Genomic DNA, 23,351 nt, shown 5'->3' on the forward strand with positions numbered 1-23,351 from the left:
ACCGAGAGGGATCCGATGTCCTTGATCGCGGAACTCGCCCAGCAGTACATCGACGGCCAGTGGCGGCCGGGCACCGGCTCCTGGGACATCGTCGACCTCGATCCCTACAGCGGGGAGAAGCTCGCCTCCTACACGGTCGCCACCGTCGAGGAGGTCGACCAGGCCTACCGCGCCGCCGAACGCGCCCAGCCCGCCTGGGCCGCCACCAGCCCGTACGAGCGGCGGCTGGTCTTCGAGCGCGCGCTGCGGGTGGTCGAGGAGCGCGAGGCGGAGATCCTCCGGGTGATGACCGTCGAGCTGGGCGGCACCCTGATGAAGTCCGCCTTCGAACTCTCCCTGGTCAAGGACATGCTGCGGGAGGCCGGTGCGCTCGCGCTGCGCGCCGAGGGCAGGATCCTGCCCTCGCCGGTGCCCGGCAAGGAGAACCGGCTCTACCGCCTCCCGGTCGGCGTGGTCGGCGTGATCAGCCCGTTCAACGCCCCGGTGTTCCTCTCGCTGAAGGCCGTCGCCCCCGCGCTCGCCCTCGGCAACGCCGTCGTCCTCAAGCCGCACCAGGACGCGCCGGTGGCCGGCGGCACCCTGATCGCCCGGGTCTTCGAGGAGGCCGGGCTGCCGGCCGGGCTGCTGAACGTCGTCCTCACCGACATCGCCGAGATCGGCGACGCGTTCATCGAGCACCCGGTGCCCAAGGTGATCGCCTTCACCGGCTCCGACACCGTCGGCCGGCACGTCGCCGCGGTCGCCGCCGGGCACCTCAAGCGCACCGTCCTCGAACTCGGCGGCAACAGCGCGCTGGTGGTCCTCGACGACGCCGACGTCGACTACGCGGTGGACGCCGCCGTCGCCAGCCGCTTCGTCCACCAGGGCCAGATCTGCATGGCCGCCAACCGGATCCTGGTCGACCGGACGCTGTTCGCCGAGTTCAGCGAGAAGTTCACCGCCAAGGTCGCCTCGCTCTCCGTCGGCGACCCCGGCGACCCGGCCACCCAGCTCGGCCCGCTGATCAACTCCGCCCAGGCCGAGGGCATCACCGCCGAGGTCGAGCGCGCGATAGCCGGCGGGGCCCGCGCCCTGCTGCACGGCGCGACCGTCGGCACGCTGGTCCGCCCGACCGTCCTCACCGACGTCCCGGCCGGGGACCCGATCCTGCGCCGCGAGGTGTTCGGGCCGGTCGCGCTGCTGATCCCCTTCGACGGCGAGGACGAGGCCGTCCGGATCGCCAACGACACCCCGTTCGGCCTCTCCGGCGCGGTGCACACCGCGAACGTCGAGCGCGGCGTGCGGTTCGCGCAGCGGATCGACACCGGCATGATCCACGTCAACGACGGGACGATCGCGGACGAGCCGGTGGTGCCGTTCGGCGGCGAGAAGGGGTCCGGCGTCGGGCGGCTGAACGGCGACACCAGCGTGGACGCGTTCACCACCGTCAAGTGGATCTCGATCCAGCACGGGCGGTCCCGGTTCCCGTTCTAGGACCCGCCGCGCCGGCCCGCGGCCGGCCGTCAGCGGGTGAGGCGGAAGACCTCCAACTCGGTGCCGTACCAGCGGTCGGTGCGGCCGAGGGGGGTCATGCCGAGGCGGTGGCAGACGGCCTGGGACGGGGTGTTGCCGGGGCGGGTGAGGGCGTGGACCTCGGGGAGGGCCGCGTGGTCGAGGACGGCGCGGGCGGCCTCGGTGGCGTAGCCGCGGCCCCAGCTGTCGGGGTGGAAGTGCCAGCCGACCTCGATCTCGCCGTCGCCGTCCGGGATCGGCAGCAGGACGACCGTGCCGGCGACCACGCCGGTGGCGCGGAGTTCGACGGCCCAGGCGCCGCGGCGGCCGTCCGGGGTGCACCGGTCGCGGAAGCGGGCGATCAGGGTGTCGGCCTCGGCGGGGTCGGCGAGGACGCGCGGGGTGCTGCCGAGCCAGCGGGCGACCTCCCAGCGGGAGTAGATGTCGTAGGCGCGGTCGCGGTCGGCCGGCTCCCAGGGGCGCAGCACGAGGCGGTCGGTGGTGGGCAAGGGCGCTCCCGGCGGTCGGTGGAACGAGGGCAGCCGCAGGCTACCCGGGCAGGCCGCCGGTCGGCGGCGGGAGCTGCGGGCGGCCGTCGGCGAGGCCGAGGACGACGCGGGTGCCGAGCGGCCGGGCCAGCCGGAACTCGACCGGGGCCACCGTCATCGAGGCGTCGCAGGCCTGTCCCGGGCCGGGCGTGCGCGGGGTGGCGTGGCCGACCAGGACGACGGCCAGGTCGGTCTCGTACACGGTGCCCGGGTCGGGGGTGGCGCAGCCGTAAGGGACGCCGGCGGTGAGCACCAGGCCGTCCGGGGAGACCGCCCGCAGGTCGGCCTGGATGCCGTCGCCGCTCCAGGTCGGGGCGGGTGCGGGCGGCTGCTGGGGGAGGACGGCGGGGTAGCGGAACGGCCCGTCGTAGCCGGCGACGGTGAACTCCCAGGTGGCGATGGTGGCCGGGCCGCGGCTGGTGGTGACGGTGGCGGTGCCGGGCTGGACGGCGGTGACGGTGAGTCGGGCGTCGCAGTCCAGGTGGCAGGTGCCGGCGCCGCGGGTCAGCCAGGTGTGCACGTCCTCGGCGGAGCGCTGCGGCAGGACGAGGCTGCCGCCGTCCGCGAACCGGACCTCGGTGGTGCCGGCGACGGAGACCGGCAGGGCGGTCCGCAGGTCGAACCGGCCCTCCAGGTAGGCGGCCTTGTCGCCGCCCTGGTGGAAGGCGTCGGCGGGCAGCCACTCCTCGGGGGCGTCGAGCGGGTAGTAGCCGTGCTCCCAGGTCTCCCGCAGGGCCGATCCGGGCCAGGCGGCGGCGACCTCGGCGGCCCGCTCGGCGGCGGCGCCGGTGGCCGGGCGGACCTCCGGCCCGCCGGTGACCGGGGTGGGTCCCGCCGGGGCGGGCGGCACCGGGTCGTTCGCTCCGCCCGGTCCGCAGGCGGCGAGCAGCAGCGCCGCACCGAGGACCGCCAGTACTGCCCGTACGCGCATCTTCCGTCATCCCCCTGGCTCGTGGTCCGTGGGCCCGGACGGGGGTTGGACGGGCGCGGGCGGGCGGCGGTTCCCCGGAACGCGCGGGGCCGTCCGGGAGTCGGACTCCCGGACGGCCCCGCGGGTCGTGGCGCGGTGCGGCCTAGAAGACCGGGACGCCGGCCCGGACCAGGCGCCAGGTGCTCGTGCCGTGGAAGTCGGCCGGGTCGATGACGCCCTTGGCCTTCACCCAGGCGATCATGGTGTTGCGGATCTCCTCGGAGTTCGCCCACACCTGCCGGGCGGCCGCGACGTGCGGGAAGTTGCCGCCGCCGCTGGCGCGGTAGTTGTTGACGGCGAGGACGAACTCCGCGGCCGGGTCGACCGGCGTGCCCTGGTACGACAGGCCGACGATGCGGTTGCCGACCGGCTGCGCGATGTCGATGTCGTACGACAGGCCGTAGACCGAGTCGTAGTTGTAGTCGGGGGTGTTGTCGGCCTGGTTGGTCAGGGTGTCCCGGTCGATCACGGCCCCGGGGGCGACCTGGGCGTAGTACTTGGCGGAGTACTCCAGGTAGTCCTTGAGCTGGGCGCCGGTCAGGATCCGGGCCTCCAGGGTGTTCTCGTAGATGTACAGGCCGGCCGCGTCGCGCAGCTTGACCTCGCCGGCCGGGATGGCCGCGGTGCGGTTGAACGGCGCGGCCTGGGCCAGCACCGGCAGGCTCGCGTAGGGGCCGCCGGCCAGCGCGTCGCGCACCGCGTCGGCCTGGACCCGGCCGATCAGGTCGATGATCGGGGTGTCCTCGAACCGGGCGTCGGCGATGGAGAGGGCCTCCTTGCAGCTGCCGATGACCTGGTTGACGTAGGCGACGACCTTCGCGTGCTGGTCGGCGACCAGCTTGACGATCTTCGGGTCCTCGGCGACGGTGTTGGAGTTCAGCAGCCGGGAGCTGACGCCGGTGACGGTCCACTGGCCGCGGGCGAACTCGACCTCGAAGTCGAAGCAGGTCAGCCGCTCGCCCCAGAGCGCGGGCTCGGAGAGCACGACGTTCCTGCCGGTCTTCTCGTTGACCACGATCCGCTGCGGGATCTCCTTGTGGGCGTGGCCGATCAGGATCGCGTCGACGCCGGGGACGGTCGCGGCGATCTCGGCGCCCGCGTTCTCGCTGTAGGGCAGCTGGTCGCCCCAGGAGGAGCCGCCGTCCACGCCGGTGTGCGCGGTGATCACGACCACGTCGGCGCCGGCCGCGCGGACCTTGGGGACCCACTTCGCGGCGATCTCCGGGATGCCCGGGAAGGCCAGCTGCCCCTGCACGTTGGCCTTGTCCCAGATCGCGATGCCGGGGTTGGTCAGGCCGAGGACGCCGACCCGGAGCGGGCGGCCGTGGCCGAGGTGCAGCTCGCGGATGACGTACGGCGGGAAGGCCGGCTTCTCGCTCTTGACGTGCACCGCGTTGGCGCCCAGCAGCGGGAAGTCGAGCTGGTCCTGGTAGGCGCGCAGCAGCGGGATGCCGTAGTTGAACTCGTGGTTGCCGAGCGCGGCGGCGTCGTAGCCGATGGCGTTCATCGCGGCGGCCATCGGGTGGCGCGGGGCCTTCTTCCCGGTGATCGGCTCGACCCGGGCGAAGTAGTACGAGAGCTGGGTGCCCTGGATGGTGTCGCCGGCGTCGATCAGCAGGGTCCGGCCGCGGCCCTTCTCCCGCCGGACCTGCTCGACCAGGGTGGAGATCTTGGCCAGGCCGACGTCGTTGCGGGCCTTGTCGTCGTACTCGGAGTCGGTGAAGTACTCCCAGTTGAGGACGTGGCCGTGCAGGTCGGTGGTGCCCATCACGGTGAAGGCGGCCTTGAACGGGACGGGGCCCTTGCCGCGGGCGTCGTCCCGGTCGAGGTCCGCGGCGGCGGCGGGGGTGGCCGCGGCGGTGGTCAGGCCGCCGGCCAGGGCGGCCCCGGCCGCGGTGGCGGCGGAGCGGGTGACGAAGTCACGGCGGTTCAGGGACATCGGGGACTCCAAGTCGGGCCGGGCGGTCGGCGGGCCTCCGGGGCAGGGCGGATGACGCCCCGCCACCCGGAGTGACGCGCGTAGAGAAGGCGAGTGGCAGTCTGCCGGTTTCCGGCCGCCGGGGCCAGCCCCCTCCGCCATCCAACAGGTGAGATCCGGGTGACCCGCGCGTGACGCGCCCGCCCCCGTCCGCACGCGCGTGCGTCAAGGCGGCGACCGGCCGCTCACCCCGGACGCCACCCGCCGCGCGCGGTGGGGTCGTTCACCAAATCTTTCGCCAACTGCCATGGCGGGACTGGCCGGAACCGCGCTGTTACGACCCGGTAATGCCTAGGCTCTGCTGTATGCGCCGAGCAAAAATCGTTTGTACTCTCGGGCCGGCCGCGGATTCGTACGACCAGATCAAGGCCCTGGTCGACGCCGGCATGGACATCGCCCGACTGAACCTCAGCCACGGCTCCCACGCGGAGCACGAGGACCGCTACCACCGCGTCCGGAAGGCCTCGGACGAGACCGGCCGCAGCGTCGGTGTGCTGGCCGACCTGCAGGGCCCGAAGATCCGCCTCGCCACCTTCGCCGACGGGCCCGTCCTGCTGGAGCGCGGGGACGAGTTCACCATCACCGTCGACGACGTCCCGGGCGACCGGGAGATCTGCGGCACCACGTACAAGGGCCTGGCCGCGGACGTCTCGCGCGGCGAGCGGATCCTGGTCGACGACGGCCGGGTCTGCCTGGAGGTCACCCACGTCGAGGGCCCCCGGGTGCACTGCATCGTCATCGAGGGCGGACTGGTCTCCGACCACAAGGGCCTCAACCTCCCCGGCGTCGCCGTCTCGGTGCCCGCGCTCTCCGACAAGGACGTCGAAGACCTGCGCTGGGCGCTGCGGACCGGTGCCGACATCATCGCGCTGTCGTTCGTGCGCAGCGGGAAGGACGTCGAGGGGGTGCACCGGATCATGGCCGAGGAGGGCCGGCGGATCCCGGTCATCGCCAAGATCGAGAAGCCGCAGGCGGTGGAGAACCTGGAGTCCATCGTGGACGCCTTCGACGGCATCATGGTCGCCCGCGGCGACCTGGGCGTCGAACTCCCGCTGGAGCAGGTGCCGATCGTCCAGAAGCGGGCGGTCAAGCTGGCCAAGCGCAACGCCAAGCCGGTGATCGTCGCCACCCAGATGCTGGACTCGATGATCAACGCCTCCCGGCCGACCCGGGCCGAGGCCTCCGACGTCGCCAACGCGGTGCTGGACGGCACCGACGCGGTGATGCTCTCCGGCGAGACCTCGGTCGGCAAGTACCCGGTCGAGACGGTCAAGACCATGGCCCGGATCGTCCAGGCCGCCGAGGAGGACGTCCTCGCCGCCGGCCTGCCGGCCCTCACCACCAGCAGCAAGCCCCGCACCCAGGGCGGCGCGGTGGCCCGGGCGGCCGCCGAGATCGGCGACTTCCTGGACGCCAAGTACCTGATCGCGTTCACCCAGAGCGGCGACACCGCCCGCCGGCTGACCCGCTACCGCTCGCCGATCCCGGTGCTGGCCTTCACCTACGAGCCCGCCGTGCGCAGCCAGTTGGCGCTCACCTGGGGCGTGGAGACCTTCCTCGGCCCGTTCGTCACCACCACCGACGAACTCGTCGCCCAGGTCGACTCCGCGCTGCTGAGCCTCGGCCGCTGCAAGCCCGGCGACATCGTCGTCATCACCGCCGGCTCCCCGCCCGGCCTGGCCGGCTCCACCAACCTGGTGCGGGTGCACCACGTCGGCGAGCCCGCCAACTAGCCCGTCCGCCGGCGGGGCCCGCACCCGGGGAGGGGCGGGCCCCGCCGCCGTTTGACGACCTGTCAGGGCGCGGGGGCGGAGGGCGGCACCCTGACAGGTGGATGATCCGGGCGCCGCAGGGTTGTCGGTAGCATGATCTGGGCGGGTGCCCGGGGCCGCGTCCGCACCGTGATCGGGGGGGAAGAAGCAGCTTGATACGCCGCCGCACTGCCGTGGTGTCCTGCGTCGCGGCCCTGCTCGCCGCCGGCTGCACCCCCTACGGGGCGGACACCCTGCGGACGGCGGCGTCACCCGGCCCGGAGGGCCCCGCGGTGCGCTCGGTGGCCCTGGACCGGACCGCCTGGTGGGGCGGCAGCTCCTACCGGCTCACCGGGGTGACCACCACCGTGCGGCCCGACGGCCGGACCGAGGCCCAACTCGTCCTGGAGGTCGGCGTCGAGTCGCCGGTGCCGGTCGCGGCCGCGCTGCCCAAGGTCGCCCTGGAGGCCGACGGCGTCGCCGTCAGCGGCCCGCTGGAGGTCAACCCGCCGCCGTTCGGCCGGGCCTCGCTGACCGCCACCGTGCAGGACGTCGGCACCCCCGGCGAGCCGCTCGACCCCGACCGGCTCGCCCTGGTGCTCACCGCCCCCGGCGCCGCCCGCGCCGTCCTCCCGATCGGCGAGCACAGCGGCCAGGCCCCGGCCGACCTGCGGCCCACCCCGCTGCGCCCGTCCGCCGACGCCCTCGCCACCGGACGGTTCCGGCTCGCCCTGGCCGGCGCCCGGCTGCGCGAGGACTGCACCGGCAGCCCCACCGCCGCCCCCGTCGTGCTGCTCGGCACCACCCCGTTCAGCCCGCGCGCGCTGCGCGCCCTCAAGCCCGGGCAGCACAGCGTCGAGGTGCTCTTCGAGGCCCCCGCCGGCACCAGCGCCGACCGCCTGCTGCTGCGCCTGACCCTGCCCGACGGCCGCCGCCTCGCCCCCAGCGTCCCGGTCAGCGCCGCCGCCTACCCCGACCGCCCGGACGCCGTCAGCCTGGCCGCCTGGTTCGACTTCTACGGCGACACCGCCGGCGGCTACACCCTGGAGGCCTCCGACGACGGCGCCGAGCCCGCCGAGGTCACCCTCGACGCCGGCTGAGACCGGCCGCCGGAACCGAAAACGGTTCCAAGGTCGGGCGACCTTGGAACCGAAGAAGGGGTGCCCCGAGTGGGATTCGAACCCACACCGGACGGTGTTTGAGACCGTTGCCTCTGCCGATTGGGCTATCGGGGCCCAGCGGATCGAAGGTCGGACCCCCACCCGTGGTGAACCAAACATACCGTGTCTGGGTAGGCTCATGCATGCAGCACCCCGCCGGACCGAGGAGCCCCGTGAGCACCCCCGACGAGCAGCCACAGCCGCTTGAGACCGACTCGCCCCAGATCACCCGAATCGTCATCGCCGAGGACGAGGCGCTGATCCGCCTCGACCTGAAGGAGATGCTGGAGGAGGAGGGCTACACCGTCGTCGGTGAGGCCGGTGACGGCGAGACCGCGGTCAGGCTGGTGGAGGAGCTCAAGCCCGACCTGGCCATCCTGGACGTCAAGATGCCCGTCCTGGACGGCCTCTCGGCCGCCGAGCGGATCCACGAACAGCACCTCGCCCCGGTGCTGATGCTGACCGCGTTCTCCCAGCGCGAGCTGGTCGACCGGGCCCGCGACGCGGGCGCGATGGCGTACATCGTCAAGCCGTTCAGCAAGAGCGACCTGGTGCCGGCCATCGAGATGGCGGTCTCCCGCTACACCGAGATGCGCACCCTGGAGCAGGAGATCGCGGACCTCTCGCAGCGGCTGGAGACCCGCAAGCTGGTCGACCGGGCGAAGAGCGTCCTGCAGACCAAGTTCGGCCTGAACGAGCCCGCCGCGTTCCGCTGGATCCAGAAGACCTCGATGGACCGCCGGATGACCATGGCCGCCGTCGCCGAGGCCGTGATCGAGGAGGGCGCCGCCCAGGACCGCAAGAAGGCCGAGGCCGCCGAGGGCTGAGCCCCCGCCCCGGAACGCACCGGTGCCCCCGTCCTCCCCACCAGGGGACGGGGGCACCGGCGCGTTCCGGGCGGTCGGCCCTCAGTCCTCGCCGAGGTACTGGCGGCGGACCGACTCGTCGTGCAGCAGCTCCGTGCCGGTGCCGGAGAGCGTGATCCGGCCGGTGGTCATCACGTACGCCCGGTCCGAGAGCGAGAGCGCCGCCTGCGCGTTCTGCTCCACCAGCAGGATGGTGGTGCCGGCGGCCTTCAGCTCCACGATGGTCGCCATGATCTTCTGCATCATCAGCGGCGACAGGCCCATCGACGGCTCGTCCAGCATCAGCAGCTTGGGCCGGGACATCAGCGCCCGTCCCATCGCCAGCATCTGCTGCTCGCCGCCGGAGAGCGTGCCCGCCGCCTGCTTGCGGCGCTCCGCGAGGATCGGGAACAGCGTGCAGGCCCGCTCGACGTCCTCGGCGATGCCCGCCGAGTCCCGCCGCAGGAACGCGCCCAGCAGCAGGTTCTCCTCGATGGTCATCCGGGGGAAGATGTGCCGGCCCTCGGGCGAGTGCGCCAGGCCCAGTGCGACGATCCGGTGCGCGGGCACCGTGTCGATCGCCTGCCCGTCGAACAGCACCTTCCCGGCGGTCGGCCGCAGCAGCCCGGACAGGGTGCGCAGGGTGGTGGTCTTGCCGGCGCCGTTGGTGCCGATCAGGGTGGTGACCTCGCCCTGCTCGACGGTGAACGAGATGCCCTTGACGGCCTCGATCTTGCCGTAGGCGACACGGAGGTCCTCGACCTCCAGCAGAGCGGTCACTGGCCGTCCTCCTGAGCTGCGGTGGTTCCTTCGAGCGGGGCGCCCAGGTAGGCGGCGACCACCCGTTCGTCGTTCTGGACGGTCTCCCGGTCGCCCTCGACGATCTTCCGGCCCTGCACCAGCACCGCGGTGCGGTCGCACAGGTTGAAGATGAACTTCATGTCGTGCTCGATCACCAGCACCGCGATCCCCAGATCCCGGATCGCGAACACCAGCTCCTCGGCGGCCCGGGTCTCCTGCGGGTTCATGCCCGCCGTCGGCTCGTCCAGCAGCAGCAGGCCCGGTTCGGAGGCCAGCGCCCGGGCGATCTCCAGCTTCCGCTGCTCGCCGTACGGCAGGTTCCGGGCCAGGTGGTCGGCCTTCGCGCCGAGACCGCAGAACTCCAGCAGCTCGCGGGCCCGCTCCCGGCTCTCCGCCTCGGCCCGCCGGTAGCCCGGGCCGCGCAGGATCGCCGAGAACAGCCCCTCCGCGGTGCGGGTGTGCCGGCCGACCAGGACGTTCTCCAGCGCCGTCATGTTGGCGAACAGCCGGATGTTCTGGAAGGTCCGGGCGATGCCCGCCTGGGTGACCAGGTGCGGCTTCGGCGGCAGCACCCGGCCCTTGTACCTCACGGTGCCCTCGGTCGGGACGTACAGCCCGGTCAGGCAGTTGAAGAACGTCGTCTTCCCGGCCCCGTTCGGGCCGATCAGGCCGACGATCTCGCCCTGGCGGACCGTCAGGTCCACGCCGCCGACGGCGGTCAGGCCGCCGAAGCGCATCACCACGCCGGAGGCCTCCAGCACGGGCGGCGCGGACGGCACGGGGGCCGGCGCGGCGGGAGCGGTGTCGGTGGTCACGGTGCTCACGCCCCAGCCTTGGTCGGTACGTCGTCGATCGGCGCGGCCTGCGCGGGCAGCTGCGCCTCGTGGTACTCCAGCTGCTGCCGGCGGTTGGCGATCAGGCCCTCCGGGCGGAAGCGCATCAGCAGGATCAGCGCCACGCCGAACGCCAGCAGCTGGTAGGACTGCAGGAACTCCAGCTTCGCCGGGATCAGGAACAGCAGCGCCGCGCCCACCAGCGGGCCGCTGATGGTGCCCATGCCGCCGAGGATCACCGCGGCCAGCAGGAACGCCGAGTTGGGCGGCGTCGGGCTGCTGAACAGGTACTGGTCGGGCGAGACCGCGCCCGACACGTGCGCCTGCACCGCGCCCGCCAGGCCGGCCAGCGTCGCGCCCAGCGCGAAGGCGATCAGCTTCACCCGGAAGCCGTTGATGCCCATCGCCTCGGCCGCCGTCTCGTCCTCCCGGATCGCCACCCAGGCCCGGCCGATCCGGGAGTTGGCGACCCGGCCGAACACCGTCACCACGACCGCGGTGGCCAGCAGCATCAGCAGCAGGTAGTTGCCGTTCTTGCCCAGGTGCAGCGCCCCGAAGTCGTGCGGCTGGCCGAAGTCGAAGCCGAACAGGTTGACGTCCGGGATCGCCGCGATGCCGTTCGGGCCGTTGGTCAGGCTCGGGCCCGAGCGGCCGTCCAGGTTGTTCATCGCGATCCGGAAGATCTCGCCGAAGCCCAGCGTCACGATCGCCAGGTAGTCGCCGCGCAGCCGCAGCGTCGGCGCGCCGATCACCACGCCGAACACCAGCGCCGCCAGCGCGCCGATCAGCACCGCGACCGGGAACGGCAGGTGCACGCCGCTGAACACCGAGAACTGCGAGCCCGACACCAGCGCCGCCGCGTACGCGCCGACGCCCAGGAAGGCCACGTAGCCGAGGTCCAGCAGGCCGGCCAGGCCGACCACCACGTTCAGGCCGAGCGCCACCGTCGCGAAGATCAGGATGTTCGTGCCGATCAGCACGTACGTCTCGCTGCTCTGGGTGAACGGGAACGCGCCCGCCGCCGCGAAGGCCGCGCCGGTGGTCACCGCCCGGTGCCGCGCGGTCAGTTCGCGCAGCCGGCCGACCGCGCCGGAGGCCAGCAGCGCCGCCGTGGCGAACGCGGCCAGCAGCAGGAAGCCGACGAACAGCTCGCCGTACTCGGTGGAGACGCCGAACTCGACCACGCCCAGGCCGACCGCGAACACCGCGGTCACCACCAGGATCTCCGCCCAGCCCGGCAGTGCCCGGGCGGCCGGCAGCGGGCGCTCGATCCGGCCCAGCCGCAGCCAGCCGTCGAGCTGCCGCCAGGCCCGGAAGGCCGCGATCGCGGCGGGCAGCGCGACGAAGAACCACAGGTTCTCGCTGAACAGCGGACGCACGCCCGGCGGCACCGCGTCCAGCGCCCAGCCCTGGCCGAAGCCGACCCGGAGCACCACCGAGACGCCCAGCGCCGCGTACAGGCCCCAGTGCAGCTCACGGTGGCGGACGGTGCGGCGGCGGTCCAGCGGCAGGCCGAGCGCGCCCAGCGCGGCGAGCAGCGAGCCGACCGCGGCCAGCCAGCCGCCCGGCTCCAGGTTGACCAGGCCGTCCAGCTCGACGGCGATGGCCCCCACCGCGTACCAGCACACCGCGAGGGTGCCCAGCGCGGCGAACAGCACGCCGTTGTGGCTGCCCGACGGGCTCAGCCAGCGCAGGCCCTTCAGCCCGCGGGCGGCCAGCGCCAGCAGGGCGGTCAGCAGGCCGCCGGCCAGTGCCAGCCACTGCAGGCCGGCCGGGGAGCCGTAGTAGGTGAGGTCGCCGGGGAAGGCCGGCGTCCAGGTCCAGGACATCGCCGCGGAGGCGGCGGCCAGCACGCCGCCGACCACCGTCGCGCCGAACGCGAGGTGCGCGGGCAGCGGCAGCACCCGGGAGGTCTCGTGGGAGGTCTCGTGGGAGGAGAGGTCGGTCATCGTGCTCACACCCGATCCGCGACGCGCTGGCCCAGCAGGCCCTGCGGACGCACCAGCAGCACCACGATCAGCAGCACGAACGCCCAGACGTTCGCCCAGGCGCCGCCGCCGAGCTGGTGCATGCCCGGCACGTCCTGGACGTAGGCGGTGGCCAGCGACTCGGCGACGCCGAGGACCAGGCCGCCCAGCATCGCGCCGTAGATGTTGCCGATGCCGCCCAGCACGGCCGCCGTGAACGCCTTCAGACCGGCCAGGAAGCCCATCGTGAAGTCGACCTGGCCGTAGCGCAGGCCGTGCGCGACCGCCGCGACCGCCGCGAAGGCCGCGCCCAGCGCGAACGCGATCACGATGATCCGGTCGGTGTCGACGCCCATCAGCTTGGCGGTGTCCGGGTCCTGCGCGGTGGCCTGCATGGCCCGGCCGGTGCGGGTCAGCCGCACGAAGGTGGCCAGCACCAGCATGCACAGCGGCGCCGCCACCAGCAGGAACAGGTCGTTGCGCTGCAGGTGGAAGGAGCCCAGGCCGATCGGGTCGCCGGCGAACTGCGGGAAGGACAGCGCCTTCTTGCCGTTCGGGTAGAACGCCCACACCACCTGCTGCAGCGCGATCGACAGGCCGATCGCGGTGATCAGCGGCGCCAACCTCGGCGCCCCGCGCAGCGGCCGGTAGGCGAAGCGCTCGGCGGCGGTGGCGGTGAGCACGGAGGCGAGCACACCGCCGAGGATCATGACCGGCAGCGCCAGCCAGAGGGAGGTGCCCTGCGGCAGCGCCGCGTAGGCGGTCAGCGCGCCGAAGCCGCCGATCATGAAGATCTCGCCGTGGGCGAAGTTGATGAGCTGGACGATGCCGTAGACCATCGTGTAGCCGATGGCGATCAGGCCGTACATCAGGCCGAGCATCAGTCCGTTGGCCAGGTTTTGCGGCAGTTCGTGCACCGCGGGCCTCCGTGGATAGGGGGGTACGAGGAGGCGGAGGGCACTTGTGGTGCCCTCCGCCGACCCGGCTGTCGTTCGTACGGGGAGTACGAGGGGGGAAGGGGCGGATCAGCCGGTGTAGGTACCGCTCTTGACCTTCTTCCACGCGCCGCCCTGGACGCTGTACACGGTCAGCTGCTTGTTGGTGGTGTCGCCGTACTGGTCGAACGAGACCGGACCGGTGACGCCGGTGAAGTTGACCTTGCCGAGCTCCTCCAGCACCTTGGTGCGCAGGTCGGAGGGCACCTTGCCGCCGTTGTGCTCGACCGCGGCCTTGACCGCCTCGATGATCGACCAGGCGGCGTCGTACGAGTAGCCGCCGTAGGCCGCGTACGGGTCCTTGTAACCGGCCTTGGCGTAGTTCGCGACGAACTCCTTGGCGGTGTCCAGCTCCTCGACCGGGACGCCGACCGAGGTGGCCAGGTCGCCCTCGCCGTTGCCGTTGGCGAGCTTGACGAACTCCGGGTCGTAGATGCCGTCGCCGCCGAACAGCGGGACCTTGGCGCCGCCCTTCTTCAGCTGGTCGCTGAGCGGGCCGGCGTCCGGGTACTCGCCGCCGTAGTAGACCGAGTCGGCGCCGGAGGAGGCGACCTTGGTGGAGACCGCGGAGAAGTCCTTGTCGCCCGGGTTGATGTGGTCGGTGCCGACCACGGTGCCGCCGAGCTTCTTGAACTCGTCCGCGAAGATCGAGGCCAGGCCCGCGCCGTAGGTCTTCTTGTCGTCGATGACGTAGACCTTGGTCTTCTTCGCGTCGTTGTACAGGTACTGGGCGGCGAACTTGCCCTGCACCACGTCGGTGGTGGCGGTGCGGAAGTACGACTTGTACTGGCGGGCGAACTGGTTCTCGCCCCACTTCGGGCCGAGCGACAGCTCGGGGTTGGTGTTGGCCGGCGAGACCTGGGCCAGCTTGCCGTCGTCGAAGACCTTCTGCATGGTCTGCGAGACGCTGGAGTTCAGCGGGCCGACCACGCCGACCACGCCCTTGGTGTCGACCAGCGCGGTGGCGTTCTGCTTGCCGGTGGTCGGGTTGGCCTGGTCGTCCTTGGCCTCGATCGAGAAGGTCACGCCGGGGACGTAGTTCTTCTCGTTGGCCTGCTTGGTGGCCAGCTCGACCGAGTTGCGGATGCCGAGGCCGAGGGCCGACAGGCTGCCGCTGATCGGCGCGTCGACGCCGATCACGACCTTGGAGCTGCTCCCGGTGCCGCTGCCCGCGTTGTCGGAGCCGGAGCCGGAGCCGGAGCCGGAGTCGCCGCGCGAACCGCAGGCGGAGAGGGTGAGCGCCCCCGTTACCGCAATGGCCACGACGAGAAGTGAGCTCTTTCGCACGACGAGGGACTCCTTCTGGATCTGGAGGACACGCGCACAGGGCTGGCGGTGCCGGGTCGCGACGGGCCGACCCGGAAACCGGACGGCGCGGTGACTGGGCGTGACTCTAGACCGCCGTCGCCTGCTCGGGCAGTGGGGCGGGGGAGGCTGTGATTCTCTTGTTATGACCACGGCGGATGTTGATCTCACATCATGGTCGAAAACCCCAGGTGGAGCCCGGGGTTCCGGGCCGCGTCCCGAGTGGCGGATGCCCGTCCTCCTCAACTCGCTGGTCACAAGCGGGGTCTCCGATTATCGGACAGGTTTGTCCGGCGGTGACGGGGTGGGCGTCGGCGTCCGTTTATCGGACCCGTCGCACCGCGAACGCAGCGCGGCGGAAAGGTCGCGGGCGTAGGAGTCGCCCAGGATCTGACTCACGGTCTCCATTGCACGCGTATTACGCAGCGTTACATCGAGGAAAGGAAGACTCGCGTCCGCGGGCGCTCCCGAGCAGTCGGTCACCCGCAGACCCACCCGCAGCGAGATCGTCCCGCCGGGCGGCACCGTCTGCGGCAGCCACCCCGACACCAGCACGCTCAGGCCGCGGTAGCCCTGGCTCACCCCCAGCACGTCCACCGGGCCGGACCCGGCGTTGCGCACCGTCAGCCGCAGGGCGAAGTCGTCCTGCCACTCGGGCGCCGGCCCCCCGTACTCGACCCGGACGGACTGCGAGGGAAAGGGCTGGACCCGTTGCGGCGGGGGCGAGTTCGCCGCCTGCTCAGGGTAGGTCGCGGCCTGCCGGATCGTCAGCGCCAGCAGCACGAGCAGCAAGAAACTTGCCAACAGCCAGACCTGACGCCAGCTCAGCAGCCGGGGCGGCCGCTCGGGCGGGGGCTCGGGGCGCAGCACGAGCGGCGTCCAGGTGCCCTCGCCCGGCTCGACCGGGCCGAGGAACCCCCCTGGGCCGCTCGGCAGTTCGCGCTCTCCGGACATGGCGGCGCCCCCTCGTCCAGCCCAGGCTGCCCCTGCCGGGGGCGGGCCAAACTCCGAGGGGGCGCGCGGGGCGCCGTGGCGCCTGGGTCCTCTCTTTCGGATCTTGCCGGGCGCCCGACGCCGCGCGCCGATCCGACGAGATCCGATCGAGAGGGCCTAGAGGTCGCGCAGCATGCAGGTCAGCCGGCAGGAGGTGATCCGCCGGCCGGTGTCGTCGGTCACCGCGATCTCGTACGTCGCCGCGGTGCGGCCCTTGAACACCGCCGTCGCCACGCCGGTCACCAGGCCGGAGGTCGCCGAGCGGTGGTGCGTCGCGTTCAGGTCCACGCCGACCGCGTAGCGGCCCGGCCCGGCGTGCAGCATCGCGCCGATCGAGCCCAGCGTCTCGGCCAGCGCCGCCGACGCCCCGCCGTGCAGCAGCCCGTACGGCTGCTGGTTGCCCTCCACCGGCATCGTCCCGACCACCCGGTCCGGGGAGGCCTCGACGAGGGTGATGCCCAGCTTCTCGCCCAGGTGCCCGCCGGAGAAGGTCTCCGGGCTCACCCCCAGCTTGGCGAAGTGGTCCAGCACGTCCTGGGGCACTTTCAGTACGGGCGCCGCGTCGGTCATGGTGCTCCTGTTCGGGGGTTCACTTCGTTGTGCGCGTCGATCGTACGACTGTCTACCCGCCGGTAGGGAGGCCCCGCGCCGCGCCCGGGATGTCGGCGCCGGGCCATAGGATCGGGGTGGCAGTGCAACCGGCAGGAACGGGACGTGACGTGGCGACACAGGGTGCGAGCAAGAGTGCGGCCGGGCGGCCCCGGCTGATGCTGCTGGACGGGCATTCGATGGCCTACCGGGCCTTCTTCGCCCTGCCGGTGGAGAACTTCTCCACCGCCACCGGCCAGCACACCAACGCCGTCTACGGCTTCGCCTCGATGCTGGCCAACACCGTGCGGGACGAGCGGCCCACCCACCTCGCGGTCGCCTTCGACCTCTCCCGGCAGACCTTCCGGTCCGCCGAGTACCCCGAGTACAAGGCCAACCGCTCCGCCACGCCGGACGAGTTCCGCAGCCAGATCCCGCTGATCGGCGAACTCCTCGACGCCATGCGGGTGCCCCGGATCACGGCCGAGGGCTTCGAGGCCGACGACGTCATCGCCACCCTGGCCACCGCCGCCGCGGCCGAGGGCTTCGAGGTGCTGGTCGTCACCGGCGACCGGGACTCCCTCCAGCTGGTCACCGACGACGTCACCGTGCTCTACCCCACCAAGGGCGTCTCCGAGCTGACCCGCTACACCCCGGAGAAGGTCGCCGAGAAGTACGGCGTCCGCCCCGACCAGTACCCGGACCTCGCGGCCCTGCGCGGCGACCCGTCCGACAACCTGCCCGGCATCCCCGGTGTCGGCGAGAAGACCGCCGCGAAGTGGGTCAACCAGTACGGCTCCTTCGCCGAGCTGGTCGAGCACGCCGACGAGGTCAAGGGCAAGATCGGCGAGAAGCTCCGCGAGCACCTCGACGCGGTCAAGCGCAACCGCTTCCTCACCGAGCTGGTGCGGGACGTCGAACTCCCGCTCGGCGTCCCCCAGTTGGAGCGCGCCCCGTTCGACAAGGACGAGGTCACCCGGCTGATGGAGGCGCTGGAGTTCCGCAACCCCAACTTCCGCGACCGGGTGGCCGGCATCGACCCGGCCGGCGCCGAGACCGCGGCCGCCCCCGAGGTCCCGGCCGGCCCCGCCGTCGACGGCGACCTGCTCACCGTCCCCGGCGCGCTCGCCGCCTGGCTGGAGGAGCACACCGGCGAGGACGCCCGCACCGCGCTCGCCGCCGACTACAGCTGGGCGCTGGGCAGCGGCGAGGTCGAGCAGATCGCCCTCGCCACCGGCACCGCCGCCGCCTGGTTCGACCCCGCCGCGCTCACCGAGGAGGACGACCGCGCCCTCACCGCCTGGCTCGCCGACCCCAAGCGCCCCAAGGCCCTGCACATCGCCAAGCAGGTGATGCGGGCCTTCGCCGAGCGCGGCTGGAGCTTCGCCGGCGTCACCGCCGACACCGCGCTCGCCGCCTACCTGGAGAAGCCCGGCCGCCGCACCTTCACCCTCGACGTGCTCGCCGAGGAGTACCTCGGCCGCTCGCTCGCCCCCGCCGCCCAGGCCGAGACCGGCCAGCTCAGCTTCGACGCCGACGAGCCCGACCCGACGGCCGGCGCCCAGGCCCTGATGACCCGGGCCCGCGCCGTCCACGACCTGGCCGCCCTCTTCGACACCCGGCTCGCCGAGGTCGGCGCGGTCGAGCTGTTCCACGACATGGAACTCCCGATCGCCGAACTCCTCGCCCGGATGGAGCGCCACGGCATCGCCGCCGACCGTGAGTGGCTGCGCGGGCTGGAGGCCCAGTTCGCCGCCGAGATCCAGCGCTGCGTCGAGGAGGCGCACGCCGCCGCCGGCCGCGAGTTCAACCTCGGCTCGCCCAAGCAGCTCCAGGAGGTCCTGTTCGGCGACCTCGGCCTGCCGAAGACCAAGAAGATCAAGACCGGCTACACCACCGACGCCGACGCCCTCACCTGGCTCGCCACCCAGACCACCAACGAGCTCCCGGTCATCCTGCTCCGCCACCGGGACCAGGCCAAGCTCCGCACCACCGTCGAGGGCCTGCTCAAGACCGTCTCCCCGCAGGGCCGGATCCACACCACCTTCAACCAGATGGTCGCCGCCACCGGCCGGCTCTCCTCCCAGGACCCGAACCTGCAGAACATCCCGGTCCGCACCGAGGAGGGCCGCGCCATCCGCCGCGCCTTCGTGGTCGGCGCGGGCTACGAGACGCTGCTCACCGCCGACTACTCGCAGATCGAACTGCGCATCATGGCCCACCTCTCCGAGGACGAGGCCCTGATCGAGGCCTTCACCACCGGCGAGGACCTGCACACCACCGTCGCCTCCCAGGTCTTCGCGGTCGCCCCGGCGGACGTCGACGCCGAGATGCGCCGGAAGATCAAGGCGATGTCGTACGGCCTCGCCTACGGCCTCTCCGCCTACGGCCTCTCCCAGCAGCTCGGCATCAAGCCCGCCGAGGCCCAGGGCCTGATGGACACCTACTTCGAGCGCTTCGGCGGCGTCCGCGACTACCTGCACGACGTGGTCGAGGAGGCCCGCGCCGTCGGCTACACCGAGACGCTGCTCGGCCGCCGCCGCTACCTGCCCGACCTCACCAGCGACAACCGGCAGCGCCGCGAGATGGCCGAGCGGATGGCCCTCAACGCCCCGATCCAGGGCTCCGCCGCCGACATCGTCAAGATCGCCATGCTCCGGGTCGACGAAGCCCTGCGCGCCGCCGGCCTCACCAGCCGGATGCTGCTCCAGGTGCACGACGAGATCGTCCTGGAGGTCGCCCCTGGCGAACGCGAGCGGGTCGAGGCCCTGGTCCGCGAGCAGATGGCCGGCGCGTACCCGCTGCGCGCCCCGCTCGACGTCTCGGTCGGCGCCGGCGCGAACTGGGAGGCCGCCGCGCACTAAACGGTTTGCGGGCGTCCGGCCGGTCCGCCGAGACTGGCCGGATGACCGCCCCCGTCACCTTCGCCGACAAGCCCACCCTGGTGGGCGAGCGCGCCCTGCTGCGGCCCGTCCGGCCCGCTGAGGACCTGCCGATGCTCCGCGTCATGATCAACGACCCGGACGTGCTCCGCTACACCTCCGACGCGTACACCCCCGTCGCCCCCGAGTGGGACGAGGCGATGGAACGCCGCGTCGTCGACTGGTACACCACCCGCAACGACCAGCCCGACCGCCTCGACCTGATCGTCGTCGACCGGGCCACCGGCCGGGGCGTCGGCGAGGTCGTCCTCAACGAGTGGGACGAACCCAACCGCGCCTGCAACCTCCGGATCGCCCTCGGCCCCGACGGCCGCGACCGCGGCCTCGGCACCGAAGCCGTCCGCCTGCTCACCGACCACGCCATCCGCGCCCTCGGCCTCAACCGGGTCTCGCTCTCCGTCTACGCCTTCAACGCGCGCGGCCGCCGCGCCTACGAGAAGGCCGGCTTCAAGGTCGAGGGCGTCCGCCGCCAGGTGCTGCGCTGGGGCGACGAGTGGATCGACGACATCGACATGGCGGCCCTCGCGGAGGACTGGACCTGACCCGACCGCCCCCGCCGGCCACCGCTGGGCTCCCGCCACCGAGGACCGGTGCGCACGGGACGGGTGCGAACGAGAGTTGGGACCGCGCGGGTGCGGCAGGGCCGGGGCCGGCACCCCGTGCGGGCGGCCCTGCCCGGCGTCACCTGCGCGGGTTGGCGCGGCGGGTGGGCTCGGCGGTGGTCGGGTCCTCGGGCCAGGGGTGGCGCGGGTAGCGGCCGCGGAGGTCGGCGCGGACGGCGCGGTACCCCTCGCGCCAGAAGCCGGCCAGGTCGCCGGTGACGGCGGCCGTCCGGCCGGCGGGGGAGAGCAGGTGGACGGTCAGCGGGACCCGGCCGCCGGCCAGCGCCGGGGCGGCGGACCAGCCGAACAGCTCCTGGAGCTTGACCGCGAGGACCGGGCGGTCCGGGTCGGCCGCGTAGTCGACCCGGATCCGGCTGCCGCTCGGGACGGTGATCCGCTCCGGGGCGAGCTCGTCCAGCCGCCCGGCCTGGCCGCTCGCCCAGGGCAGCAGGCGCTGCAGCGCGGCGGTGGTGTCGATCCGCTCCAGGTCGGCGCGGCGGCGGGCCCGGGACAGCTCCGGCTCCAGCCACCGCCCGGCGGCGGCCAGCAGCGCGGCGTCCGAGACGTCCGGCCACGGGTCGCCGACCGTCCGGTGCAGGAACGCGAGGCGCTCGCGCAGGCCGCCCGCGGCCGGCGGCCAGGACAGCAGCGCCGAGACGCCCTCCCGCTCCAGGCCCTCCAGCAGCGCGGCCCGCAGCAGCGCCGGGTCGGGTGAGGACAGCGGCACGGCGGCCAGCTCGACCGCCCCCAGCGCCTCCACTCGCCGGGCCACCGCCTCGCGCTGCCGCACCGACCAGTGCACCTCCTCGCGCGCCGCCAGCAGCGGCGCGGCCGCCCGCCGGGCCGTCGCCTCGTCGATCGCCACCGCCCGCAGCACCCGCGCCGAGGGCGCCCCGGCGGGCCGGTCCGCGACCGCCACCGCCAGCCAGCCGCCGGACGGCAGCCGCGAACCCGGCTGCACCCGCGCGGCCGTCCCGGAGGCCATCAGGTACGCCCCCTCCCCGCCCTCCCGGGCCCGCGCCACCCGCTCCGGGTGCGCCAGCCCGACCACCAGCCCGGCCGCGACGGCGTCGGGTAGCGCGTCCCCGACGGCGCCGTCCCCGGCGGTGTCGTCCCCGGCGGTGTCGGCCAGCGCGCGTTCCAGCCGGCGGGTCTCGTCCTTCCAGCGGCGGGCGTACGGGTCGGCGGGGGAGCGGCGGACGGTGCGGTGGATCTCGGCGAGGTCGTCGCCGAGGGCGCGCGGGGGCTCCTCGGAGAGCAGGGCGACCAGTTCGGCGGCGCGGCGGGCGCCGACGGCGGGGGCGCCGTCGAGGAGGGCGCGGGCCAGCCGGGGGTGCAGGCCGGTGCGGGCGATGGCGCGGCCGCGCGGGGTGGGGCGGCCGTCGGGGCCGACGGCGGCGAGGGCGCGCAGCACGTCGCGGGCGGCGGCCAGCGCGCCGGGCGGCGGGGCGTCGGGGAGGGTGAGCCCGGTGGCGTCGGGGTCGCCCCAGCAGGCGGCCTGCAGGGCGAAGGAGGTGAGGTCGGCGAGCGCGATCTCGGGGGTGGGGAAGCGGGCGGCCCGGGCGTCCTCGGCCTCGGCCCAGCAGCGGTAGACGGTGCCGGGGGCCTCGCGTCCGGCGCGGCCGGCCCGCTGCCGGGCGGCGGCCAGCGAGGTGCGGACGGTGACCAGGGCGGACAGGCCCCGGGCGTGGTCGGTGCGCGGCTCCCGGGTCAGCCCGGAGTCGACCACCACCCGCACGCCCGGCACGGTCAGCGAGGACTCGGCGACCGAGGTGGCCAGCACCACCCGCCGCCGCTCCCCGGCGGTCAGCGCCGCGTCCTGCACGGCCTGCGGCGCCTGCCCGTGCAGCTGGAGGACGTCGACGCCGTCCAGGCCGGCCAACTGCCCGGCGACCCGGGCGATCTCGCCGACGCCGGGCAGGAAGCAGAGCACGTCCCCGTCGCGTTCGGCCAGCGCCCGGCGGACCGTCGCGGCGACGTGCGCGAGCAGCGCCGGGTCGACCCGGGTGCCGTGCGCGGGCCGGACGGCGACGGGCGGCGGGGCCCAGACCGTTCCGACCGGGTGCGAGACGCCCTCGGCGGCCACCACCGGGGCGCCGTCGAGGAGTTCGGCCCAGGCGGCGGTGTCGGCGGTCGCCGAGGCGAGCAGCAGCCGCAGCTCGGGGCGGAGCGCGGCCCGGACGTCCAGCAGGAAGGCGAGCGCGGTGTCGGCGTCCAGGTGCCGTTCGTGGCACTCGTCGAGCACCACCGCGTCCACGCCCGGCAGTTCGGGGTCGCGCTGCAGGCGTTGCAGCAGCACGCCGGTGGTGACCACCTCGACCAGGGTGCCGGGTCCGGCCCGCCGCTCGCCGCGGACGGTGAACCCGACGGCGCGGCCGACGGGTTCGTCCAGCAGCCAGGCCATCCGGCGGGCCGCCGCCCGGACCGCGAGCCGGCGCGGCTCGGCGACCAGCACCCGGCGGGGCGGGCCGCCGAGCAGCCCGGCCAGGGCGAGCGGCACCAGCGTGGTCTTGCCGGTGCCGGGCGGCGCGGAGAGCACCGCCGCGCCGGACCCGTCCAGCGCGGCGGCGAGCGCGGGGAGCACGGCGCGGACGGGCAGCTCCGGCCCCCCGGGGCGCACCGCGGTCAGCCGTTCCGGCGGGCGACGAAGATCGCCGTCCCGGGGATGTGCTCGCCGCGCAGCGGGCTCCAGCCGCCCCACTCCTGCTCCAGCCCCTCCGGCCACTCCGGCTCGACCAGGTCGAGCAGGGTGAACCCGGCCGCGACCAGCTCGCGGACCCGGTCGCCGAGGGTGCGGTGGTGCTCGACGTAGGTGGCGACGCCCTGCTCGTCCTGCTCGACGTACGGGGTGCGGTCGAAGTACGAGGAGGTGGCGGTCAGGCCCTCCACGCCGGGCTCGTCCGGGAACGCCCAGCGGATCGGGTGGGTCACCGAGAACACCCAGCGCCCGCCGGGCCGCAGCACCCGGTGCACCTCGCGCATCAGCCGCGCGGTGTCCGCGCTGAACGGCACCGCGCCGTACGCCGAGCAGGCGTGGTCGAAGGAGCCGTCGGCGAACGGCAGCACCGCCGCGTCCGCCTGCACCACGGCGACCGGTTCCAGGCCGCGGCCCAGGTCGATCCGGCGGGAGTGCTGCAACTGCCGGTAGGAGATGTCCAGCGCGACCGGGCGGGCGCCCCGGGCGGCCAGCCAGCGCGAGCACTGCGCGGCGCCGGAGCCGATCTCCAGCACGCTCGCGCCCTTGAGATCGGCCGGGTCGCCGAGCAGCCGGACCTCGGCCTCGTCCACGCCCTCGGGGCACCAGGTGAACCGGTCGTCGCCGAGGAACTCGCCGTGCTCGTCCTGGTAGTCGTCCGCGTTCCGGTCCCACCAGTGCCGGCTGGCCCGGCTCGACTCCTGCTCGCCGGCCTCCCGCCGCAGCGCCTCGTCGCCGTCCTCCTCGTCCGCGCCGTCCGTCCCGTCGTACGCGGAGGGGACGTCGTAGGCGGACGGGTCGTAGTCGGTCGGCCGCTGCTCGGGGCCGGGGGTGGGGTGGGTCATCGGGGCAGTCACCTGGATCGTCGGGCGGACCGGCGCGGGCCG

18 protein-coding genes and 1 tRNA gene are annotated in these 23,351 nt (G+C 73.7%); 6 read left to right on the top strand and 13 right to left on the bottom strand.

From position 1 onward, the window contains the following. The first annotated feature begins 15 nt into the window (after nucleotides 1-15). A complete protein-coding gene (locus ACZ3J7_RS02815) occupies nucleotides 16-1,473 on the top strand; it encodes an aldehyde dehydrogenase family protein (RefSeq protein WP_465616135.1) in 1,458 nt (485 codons plus the stop codon). A gap of 29 nt (nucleotides 1,474-1,502) precedes the next feature. Here the strand turns inward: ACZ3J7_RS02815 and ACZ3J7_RS02820 are convergent, their stop codons facing one another. From ACZ3J7_RS02820 to ACZ3J7_RS02830, 3 genes are all read right to left on the bottom strand, one after another. After that, entirely contained in the window at nucleotides 1,503-2,000 is a 498-nt protein-coding gene (locus ACZ3J7_RS02820) for a GNAT family N-acetyltransferase (protein WP_465616137.1), read from the bottom strand. A 40-nt stretch (nucleotides 2,001-2,040) separates the two neighbouring features. Beyond that, nucleotides 2,041-2,970: a hypothetical protein gene (locus ACZ3J7_RS02825; RefSeq protein ID WP_465616139.1), complete on the bottom strand. Its 930-nt coding sequence runs from the start codon at nucleotides 2,968-2,970 to the stop codon at nucleotides 2,041-2,043. Between the two features lie 142 nt (nucleotides 2,971-3,112). Next, nucleotides 3,113-4,948: a bifunctional metallophosphatase/5'-nucleotidase gene (locus ACZ3J7_RS02830; RefSeq protein ID WP_465616141.1), complete on the bottom strand. Its 1,836-nt coding sequence runs from the start codon at nucleotides 4,946-4,948 to the stop codon at nucleotides 3,113-3,115. 344 nt (nucleotides 4,949-5,292) lie between these two features. On the opposite strand from ACZ3J7_RS02830, the gene pyk reads away from it, so the two are divergent. Together pyk and ACZ3J7_RS02840 are read left to right on the top strand one after the other, a co-directional pair. Further along, nucleotides 5,293-6,720: a pyruvate kinase gene (gene pyk, locus ACZ3J7_RS02835; RefSeq protein ID WP_465616143.1), complete on the top strand. Its 1,428-nt coding sequence runs from the start codon at nucleotides 5,293-5,295 to the stop codon at nucleotides 6,718-6,720. 191 nt (nucleotides 6,721-6,911) lie between these two features. Then, nucleotides 6,912-7,838, top strand: coding sequence for a hypothetical protein (locus ACZ3J7_RS02840; RefSeq protein ID WP_465616145.1), 927 nt, complete (start codon nucleotides 6,912-6,914; stop codon nucleotides 7,836-7,838). Between the two features lie 61 nt (nucleotides 7,839-7,899). Here the strand turns inward: ACZ3J7_RS02840 and ACZ3J7_RS02845 are convergent. After that, a tRNA-Leu gene (locus tag ACZ3J7_RS02845) sits at nucleotides 7,900-7,973 on the bottom strand. A 68-nt stretch (nucleotides 7,974-8,041) separates the two neighbouring features. On the opposite strand from ACZ3J7_RS02845, the gene ACZ3J7_RS02850 reads away from it, so the two are divergent. Beyond that, nucleotides 8,042-8,725, top strand: coding sequence for an ANTAR domain-containing response regulator (locus ACZ3J7_RS02850; protein WP_402499545.1), 684 nt, complete (start codon nucleotides 8,042-8,044; stop codon nucleotides 8,723-8,725). An 81-nt stretch (nucleotides 8,726-8,806) separates the two neighbouring features. On the opposite strand, the gene ACZ3J7_RS02855 is transcribed toward ACZ3J7_RS02850, so the two are convergent. From ACZ3J7_RS02855 to ACZ3J7_RS02885, 7 genes are all read right to left on the bottom strand, one after another. Continuing rightward, on the bottom strand, nucleotides 8,807-9,523 hold the full coding sequence (locus tag ACZ3J7_RS02855) for an ABC transporter ATP-binding protein (RefSeq protein ID WP_465616148.1): 717 nt from the start codon (nucleotides 9,521-9,523) through the stop codon (nucleotides 8,807-8,809). Then, entirely contained in the window at nucleotides 9,520-10,368 is an 849-nt protein-coding gene (locus tag ACZ3J7_RS02860; RefSeq protein WP_465616150.1) for an ABC transporter ATP-binding protein, read from the bottom strand. The genes ACZ3J7_RS02855 and ACZ3J7_RS02860 overlap by 4 nt, the downstream gene beginning before the upstream one ends. Next, nucleotides 10,365-12,326 carry a branched-chain amino acid ABC transporter permease gene (locus ACZ3J7_RS02865; RefSeq protein WP_465616568.1) on the bottom strand — a complete coding sequence of 654 codons (1,962 nt, stop codon included), beginning with the start codon at nucleotides 12,324-12,326 and terminating at the stop codon, nucleotides 10,365-10,367. The genes ACZ3J7_RS02860 and ACZ3J7_RS02865 overlap by 4 nt, the downstream gene beginning before the upstream one ends. 5 nt (nucleotides 12,327-12,331) lie before the next feature. Then, nucleotides 12,332-13,261: a branched-chain amino acid ABC transporter permease gene (locus ACZ3J7_RS02870; RefSeq protein WP_465616152.1), complete on the bottom strand. Its 930-nt coding sequence runs from the start codon at nucleotides 13,259-13,261 to the stop codon at nucleotides 12,332-12,334. Nucleotides 13,262-13,369: 108 nt separating this feature from the next. Next, nucleotides 13,370-14,626 (bottom strand): branched-chain amino acid ABC transporter substrate-binding protein, encoded by a 1,257-nt coding sequence (locus tag ACZ3J7_RS02875; protein ID WP_465616154.1) that lies wholly within the window; start codon nucleotides 14,624-14,626, stop codon nucleotides 13,370-13,372. Between the two features lie 291 nt (nucleotides 14,627-14,917). Continuing rightward, nucleotides 14,918-15,598, bottom strand: coding sequence for a Tat pathway signal sequence domain protein (locus tag ACZ3J7_RS02880; protein ID WP_465616156.1), 681 nt, complete (start codon nucleotides 15,596-15,598; stop codon nucleotides 14,918-14,920). Between the two features lie 156 nt (nucleotides 15,599-15,754). After that, nucleotides 15,755-16,207, bottom strand: a complete 453-nt coding sequence (locus ACZ3J7_RS02885) for a PaaI family thioesterase (protein WP_465616157.1) — start codon at nucleotides 16,205-16,207, stop codon at nucleotides 15,755-15,757. A gap of 149 nt (nucleotides 16,208-16,356) precedes the next feature. Here ACZ3J7_RS02885 and polA point away from each other — a divergent pair, with 149 nt between their 5' ends. Together polA and ACZ3J7_RS02895 are read left to right on the top strand one after the other, a co-directional pair. Then, nucleotides 16,357-19,089 carry a DNA polymerase I gene (gene polA / locus ACZ3J7_RS02890; protein ID WP_465616159.1) on the top strand — a complete coding sequence of 911 codons (2,733 nt, stop codon included), beginning with the start codon at nucleotides 16,357-16,359 and terminating at the stop codon, nucleotides 19,087-19,089. Between the two features lie 41 nt (nucleotides 19,090-19,130). Then, on the top strand, nucleotides 19,131-19,709 hold the full coding sequence (locus ACZ3J7_RS02895; RefSeq protein WP_465616161.1) for a GNAT family N-acetyltransferase: 579 nt from the start codon (nucleotides 19,131-19,133) through the stop codon (nucleotides 19,707-19,709). A gap of 139 nt (nucleotides 19,710-19,848) precedes the next feature. Here the strand turns inward: ACZ3J7_RS02895 and hrpB are convergent, their stop codons facing one another. Together hrpB and ACZ3J7_RS02905 are read right to left on the bottom strand one after the other, a co-directional pair. Continuing rightward, a complete protein-coding gene (hrpB, locus tag ACZ3J7_RS02900; protein WP_465616163.1) occupies nucleotides 19,849-22,389 on the bottom strand; it encodes an ATP-dependent helicase HrpB in 2,541 nt (846 codons plus the stop codon). A gap of 5 nt (nucleotides 22,390-22,394) precedes the next feature. Then, nucleotides 22,395-23,309 (bottom strand): class I SAM-dependent methyltransferase, encoded by a 915-nt coding sequence (locus ACZ3J7_RS02905; protein ID WP_465616164.1) that lies wholly within the window; start codon nucleotides 23,307-23,309, stop codon nucleotides 22,395-22,397. Nucleotides 23,310-23,351: the final 42 nt, after the last annotated feature.

Source organism: Kitasatospora sp. NPDC015121 (assembly GCF_055562955.1).